Origin of the sequence: Streptomyces sp. SID9727 (assembly GCF_010550605.1) — a bacterium.
Taxonomy (GTDB): Bacteria; Actinomycetota; Actinomycetes; order Streptomycetales; family Streptomycetaceae; genus Streptomyces.
Genome location: NZ_JAAGNI010000359.1, coordinates 1 through 5,651, shown reverse-complemented (window position 1 = coordinate 5,651; position 5,651 = coordinate 1). Strand labels below are relative to the sequence as shown.

General features: G+C 72.8%; 6 protein-coding genes. 5 read left to right on the top strand and 1 reads right to left on the bottom strand.

Going from position 1 to position 5,651, the window contains the following annotated elements; translation table 11 throughout:
- The 5 genes from G3I41_RS25020 to G3I41_RS25000 all read left to right on the top strand — a co-directional run.
- A partial coding sequence (locus tag G3I41_RS25020) for a hypothetical protein (protein WP_164402628.1) occupies positions 1-1,020 on the top strand: 1,020 nt, incomplete at its 5' end.
- A 185-nt stretch (positions 1,021-1,205) separates the two neighbouring features.
- Positions 1,206-2,144 carry an ABC transporter ATP-binding protein gene (locus G3I41_RS25015; protein ID WP_164402627.1) on the top strand — a complete coding sequence of 313 codons (939 nt, stop codon included), beginning with the start codon at positions 1,206-1,208 and terminating at the stop codon, positions 2,142-2,144.
- Positions 2,138-2,893: an ABC transporter permease gene (locus G3I41_RS25010; protein WP_164402626.1), complete on the top strand. Its 756-nt coding sequence runs from the start codon at positions 2,138-2,140 to the stop codon at positions 2,891-2,893. Before G3I41_RS25015 ends, G3I41_RS25010 begins: the two co-directional genes overlap by 7 nt.
- Complete coding sequence (locus G3I41_RS25005; protein WP_164402625.1) at positions 2,890-4,068, top strand: sensor histidine kinase; 1,179 nt, start codon at positions 2,890-2,892, stop codon at positions 4,066-4,068. The genes G3I41_RS25010 and G3I41_RS25005 overlap by 4 nt, the downstream gene beginning before the upstream one ends.
- Positions 4,065-4,676: a response regulator transcription factor gene (locus G3I41_RS25000; protein WP_164402624.1), complete on the top strand. Its 612-nt coding sequence runs from the start codon at positions 4,065-4,067 to the stop codon at positions 4,674-4,676. The genes G3I41_RS25005 and G3I41_RS25000 overlap by 4 nt, the downstream gene beginning before the upstream one ends.
- 149 nt (positions 4,677-4,825) lie before the next feature.
- Here G3I41_RS25000 and G3I41_RS24995 read toward each other — a convergent pair whose 3' ends face one another.
- Positions 4,826-5,557 (bottom strand): response regulator transcription factor, encoded by a 732-nt coding sequence (locus G3I41_RS24995; protein ID WP_203601616.1) that lies wholly within the window; start codon positions 5,555-5,557, stop codon positions 4,826-4,828.
- Positions 5,558-5,651: the final 94 nt, after the last annotated feature.

Sequence of the window (5,651 nt, the reverse complement as noted above, 5' to 3'; positions counted from 1 at the left end):
GGCGGCCCCGGTGCCGCTGCGCCCCAGCCGGCCCCGGCGGCCCGCCCCGCGCCGAAGCCGGCACCCGTCAAGAAGGGCCGCTCGAAGCTGGTCCTGCTCGGCGCGGCGGCCGTCTGCCTGCTCGGTGTCGCGTACGGCGCCGGACTCCTGATGAACCACTCCGACGTCCCCAAGGGCACCACGGTCCTCGGCGTCGACATCGGCGGCGGCACGAAGGAGGAGGGCGTCGAGAAGCTGGACTCCGCGCTCGCCAAGCGCGCCGCTTCCCCGCTCAAGCTGGCCGTGGACGGCAAGGAGACGGAGCTCGCCCCGGACAAGGCCGGGCTCTCCCTGGACAGCCAGGCCACCGTGCGCGCCGCGGCCGGCAGCGACTACAACCCGGTCTCCGTGATCGGCTCGCTCTTCGGCGGCGCGCGGACCGTGGAGCCGGTCTTCCCGGTGGACGAGGAGAAGCTGGGCGTCGCACTCCAGGACCTGGCCGGCGGCTCGGGCACGGTGAAGGACGGCACCATCAAGTTCGAGCCGGGCAAGGCCGTCGCCGTACCGGGCAAGGCCGGCAAGGCGATCGACGTGAACAAGGCGATGGGATCGGTCCGGGACGCCTACCGCGCCCAGGTCGAGACCGGCGGCACCAGGACCGTCGAACTGCCCGTCGTCACCAAGGAACCCTCCATCAGCCAGGCCGAACTGGACCGGGCGATGAAGGAGTTCGCGGAGCCCGCGATGTCCGGACTGGTCCGCATCAGGGCGGGCGGCAAGGAGATCCCGTTCGGCCCGGCGAAGTCGCTGCCGCAGATCCTGTCGATGAAGGCGGTCGACGGGAAGCTGGTCGACGTCTACGACAAGGAGGCCATCGACCGGCTCTGTGCCGGTGTCTTCGACGGCATCATGATCACCAAGGGCGACGGCAAGAAGCACCAGCTCAGCCCGGACGACGTGGCCTTCGCCATGAAGGGCGCGCTGATGGGCAAGACCCCCGCCGAGCGCACGGTCACGATCGACCTCGACGGCAACGGCTGACCCCCCGCACCCCTTGCCACCCGCCCCCGACCGGACCCCGGCCGGGGGCGGCGGCGTAATGGCCGAAACCGGTCCCCGCACCCGGCCCCCGTGCACCCGTCATCCCCGGCGCATGACATCTGTCATCACGGATCCACGACCGCCGGCCCTGCCGCGCGCACCCCCCGGTCGGCCAGGCTGGACGCATGACAACGACAGCCACCGGAGCGACCGCGACGAGGACCGCGGTGGTCAGCTTCGACCAGGTCAGCAAGGTCTACGGGGACGTACGCGCCGTCGACGGGCTGACTCTGGACCTGCACCCCGGCGAGACGGTGGCCCTCCTCGGCCCCAACGGAGCCGGCAAGTCCTCCACCCTCGACCTGCTCCTCGGCCTGCGCGCCGCCGACTCCGGCACGGTCAGCCTCTTCGGCACCACCCCGCAGGCGGCCATCACGGCCGGCCGGGTCGGCGCCATGCTGCAGAGCGGCGGCCTGATGGAGGACGTCACCGTCGAGGAACTGGTCCGGCTGGCCTGCGACCTGCACCCGCGCCCCCACCCGGTCGGCGAGGTGCTGGCCCGGGCGGGCATCGCGTCGATCGCCGGCCGCATGGTCAACAAGCTCTCCGGGGGCCAGGAGCAGCGCGTGCGGTTCGCGCTGGCCACCGCAGGCGCCAGCGACCTCATCGTCCTCGACGAGCCGACGACCGGCATGGACGTCACCGCCCGCCAGGCGTTCTGGGCCACCATGCGCGAGCAGGCCGACCAGGGCCGCACCGTCCTGTTCGCCACCCACTACCTCGAAGAGGCCGACGCGATCGCCGACCGCGTCCTCGTCCTGCACAAGGGACGCCTCCTCGCCGACGGGACCGCCGCCGAGATCAAGGCGAAGGCCGGGGCCCGCCGGATCGCCTTCGAGCTGGAGGGCCCGATCGACCGGGCCGCCCTGCGTGCCCTGCCGTTCCTCGCCTCGCTCGACGTCAACGGCCGGCGGGTGCGCATCCAGTCGCACAACGCCGACGCGACCGTGCACGCCCTCTACGGCCTCGGTCTGTACCCGCGCGAGCTGGAGGTCGCCGGACTCGGCCTGGAACAGGCATTCGTCGCCATCACCGAGGCCGAGGAGGCCAGGAACTCGTGCTGAATCTCTTTTCCGGGGCCCTGATCCGGCTCGAAGTCACCCGCACCCTGCGGAACAAGAAGTTCATGTTCTTCTCGGTCCTCTACCCGTCGGTGATCTACCTGCTGATCTCCGGCACCCAGAACGACACCGCCACGATCCCGCACACCGATCTGACCCTCCAGTCCTTCTTCATGGTCTCCATGGCCTCCTTCGGCGCGCTGACCGCCGTCCTCATGGGCAACAGCGAGCGCATCGCCAAGGAACGCGAGAAGGGCTGGGTGCGCCAGCTGCGGCTGACCGCGCTGCCCGGCCGGGGCTACGTCCTCGCGAAGATCGCGAGCGCCGCCATGGTCACCCTGCCCTGCATCGTCGTGGTCTTCCTCGTCGCCGCCTCGGTCAAACACGTCCGCTTCGACCTCTGGCAGTGGTTCGCGCTGACCGGAGTCATCTGGGCCGGCTCCCTGGTCTTCGCCGCGCTCGGCGTCGCCATCGGCTACGTCACCAGCGGGGACGCGGTCCGACCGGTCACGATGATCATCTACTTCGGGCTCTCCATCCTCGGCGGCCTCTGGATGCCCAGCGCGACCTTCCCGCAGTGGCTCCAGAACATTTCCGAGTGGCTTCCCACACACGCGTACGCTGCACTCGGCCAGGCCGTCGAGATGGGCGGCGCGCCGCACGCGAAGGACGTCGCCGTCCTCTGCGCCTACTTCCTGCTCTTCGCGGGCAGCGCGGCCTGGCTCTACCGGAAGGACACCTTGAAGGCGTGAACGACGACGCGACGTCGGTGGGTCTCGGGCGGCCGCCCGCGACCGCCCGGCAGGCCGGGATCAAGCTGCTGTGGATCGGCATCTGGCTCGCCTTCATGAGCGCGCCGGTCAAGGACCTCGCCGACGGCAACCACACCCCGTGGGCGACCGCGCTCGGCGTCCTCGGGCTGCTGGTCTTCGTCGGCGCCTACCTGGTCCTGGTCTTCCGGCACACGTCGAAGACGCTCGATCCCTTCCGGGTCCGGGCGTCGATCGCCTTCCTCGGGGCCCTCGCCCTCCTGCTGGCGCTGACGTTCGGCACGCCCTGGCTGGTCCTCTTCGTGTACGTGGCGGTGTCGGCCGGTGCCACGCTGCCGCTGCGGACCGCGCGGTGGCTGATCCCCGTCGTCACCGCCGTCATGGTGGGCGTCGGCGCGACCCTGGAGGACCCGCGCGAGACGGTCACCGCCCTGGTCTTCCCCGCCCTGCTGGGCGGCTTCGCGATGACGGGCGTACGGCAGCTGGTCCGCACCACGATCGAGCTGCGCCAGGCCCGGGCCACCGTCGCGCAGCTCGCCGCCAACGAGGAGCGCCTGCGCCTCGCCCGCGATCTGCACGACCTGCTGGGCCACTCCCTCTCGCTGATCACCCTCAAGAGCGAGCTGGCCGGCCGGATGCTCCCCGACCGGCCCGAGCTGGCGGCCGCCCAGGTCGCGGACATCGAACAGGTCAGCCGCCAGGCCCTGGTGGACGTCCGCAGTGCCGTCACCGGATACCGCCGGCCGACCCTCCCCGGCGAACTGGCCGGGGCGCGCACGGCGCTGGCCGCCGCCGGGGTCGACGCCGACGTCCCGGCCGACCTCCCGGACGGGCTGCCGGAAAAGGCGGAGGAGGTGCTCGCGTGGGGTCTGCGGGAGGCGGTCACCAACGTCGTGCGCCACAGCGGCGCGCACCGCTGCACGGTGACCCTGACTCCCCGTCAGACACTGGACGGGCGGGTGCTCGAACTGACCGTCGCCGACGACGGCCGGGGCGGCGCCGGGACCACGCCCGGCAACGGCCTCACCGGGCTCACCGAACGCCTCGCCTCGGTCGGCGGGACCCTCACCACCCGGGCCACCCAGCCCCGTTCGGGCAAAGGCTTCACCATGGTCCTCAGCGTTCCGTTCGAATCCGGCCTAGGATCCGCGGAATGAGCATGATCAGACTTCTCCTCGCGGAGGACCAGTCCATGGTGCGCGAGGCCCTCGCGGCGCTCCTCGGCCTGGAACCGGACATCGAGGTGGTCGCCCAGGTCGCCCGGGGCGACGAGGTCCTGGCGGCGGCCCGCGCACACTCCGTCGACGTGGCCCTCCTGGACATCGAGATGCCCGGCATGACCGGTATCGAGGCGACGGCCCGGCTCCGCGAGGCCCTGCCGGACGTGAAGGTCGTGGTCGTCACGACGTTCGGCCGGCCCGGCTATCTGCGCCGCGCCATGGAGTCGGGCGCCGACGCCTTCCTGGTCAAGGACGCCCCCGCGTCCCAGCTCGCCGAGGCGGTACGCAAGGTGCTCGCCGGCGAACGCGTCATCGACCCCGGCCTCGCCGCCGCCGCCCTCGCCGACGGCGCGAACCCGCTGACCGACCGCGAGAGCGAGGTCCTGCGCACCGCCGCCGACGGCTCGACCAACGCGGAGATCGCCGCCGCCCTCCACCTCTCCCAGGGCACCGTCCGCAACTACCTCTCCATGGCGATCCAGAAGCTGGCCGCCCGCAACCGCGCCGAGGCGGTCCGCCTGGCGCGCGAGAAGGGCTGGCTGTAGGGGGCCGCCCCGGTCGGAGCCGATCTGATTGGGCCGCCCCCGGTCGGGCCGCCCCCCTCCGCTCGGGCCGCCCCCGCTCGGGCCGCCCCCGCTCGGAGCCGCCCCGGTCGGAGCCGTCGCGGAAGGCCACCGCCCCGTTACCGCCCCCGTCAACGCCCCGGGTACACCAGCCCCGCCTCGTACGCGATGATGACCAGCTGCACCCGGTCCCGCGCGCCCAGCTTGGCGAGCAGGCGGGTGAGATACGTCTTCGCCGTGGCGACGCTGATGACCAGGCGCTCGGCGATCTCCGCGTTCGAGAGCCCGCCGCCGACCAGCACCAGCACCTCCCGCTCCCGGTCGGTGATCGCGGCCAGTGGCGCCGGGGCCGGTGCTGAGGGTGAGGGACGGGCGGCGAACTCCTTGATCAGCCGCCGGGTGACGCTCGGGGCGATCAGCCCGTCGCCCGACGCCACCACCCGGACCGCCGCCAGGATGTCGTCCAGCGCCATGTCCTTGACCAGGAACCCGGCAGCCCCGGCGCGCAGCGCCCCGTACACGTAATCGTCGTCGTCAAAGGTCGTCAGGACCACCACATGCACCCCGCCGCCCTGTGCGACGATCCGCTCGGTGGCCTCGATGCCGTCCATGCCGGGCATCCGGATGTCCATCACGACGACGTCCGGAGCCAGTCGGGCGGCCAGCCGGACCGCCTCCTCGCCCGTCCCCGCCTCGCCGGCCACCTCGATGTCCGGGGTGTCCGCCATGACCATGCGCAACGCGGCCCGCACCAGCGGCTGGTCGTCCGCGAGCACGACGCGGACCGGGGGAGGGGCGGCCACCTCGACGCCCCCGTCCTGGGCGGTGCCCCCGGGCACGCCGGGGCGCCCGCCGCCGCTCATACCGCCGCTCCCCGCACCGGCCCCGGCTCCTGCTCCGGCGGCGCGGACATCGCCTCCCGCCCGTCCTCCGGCGCGGGCACCGGCAGACGGGCGG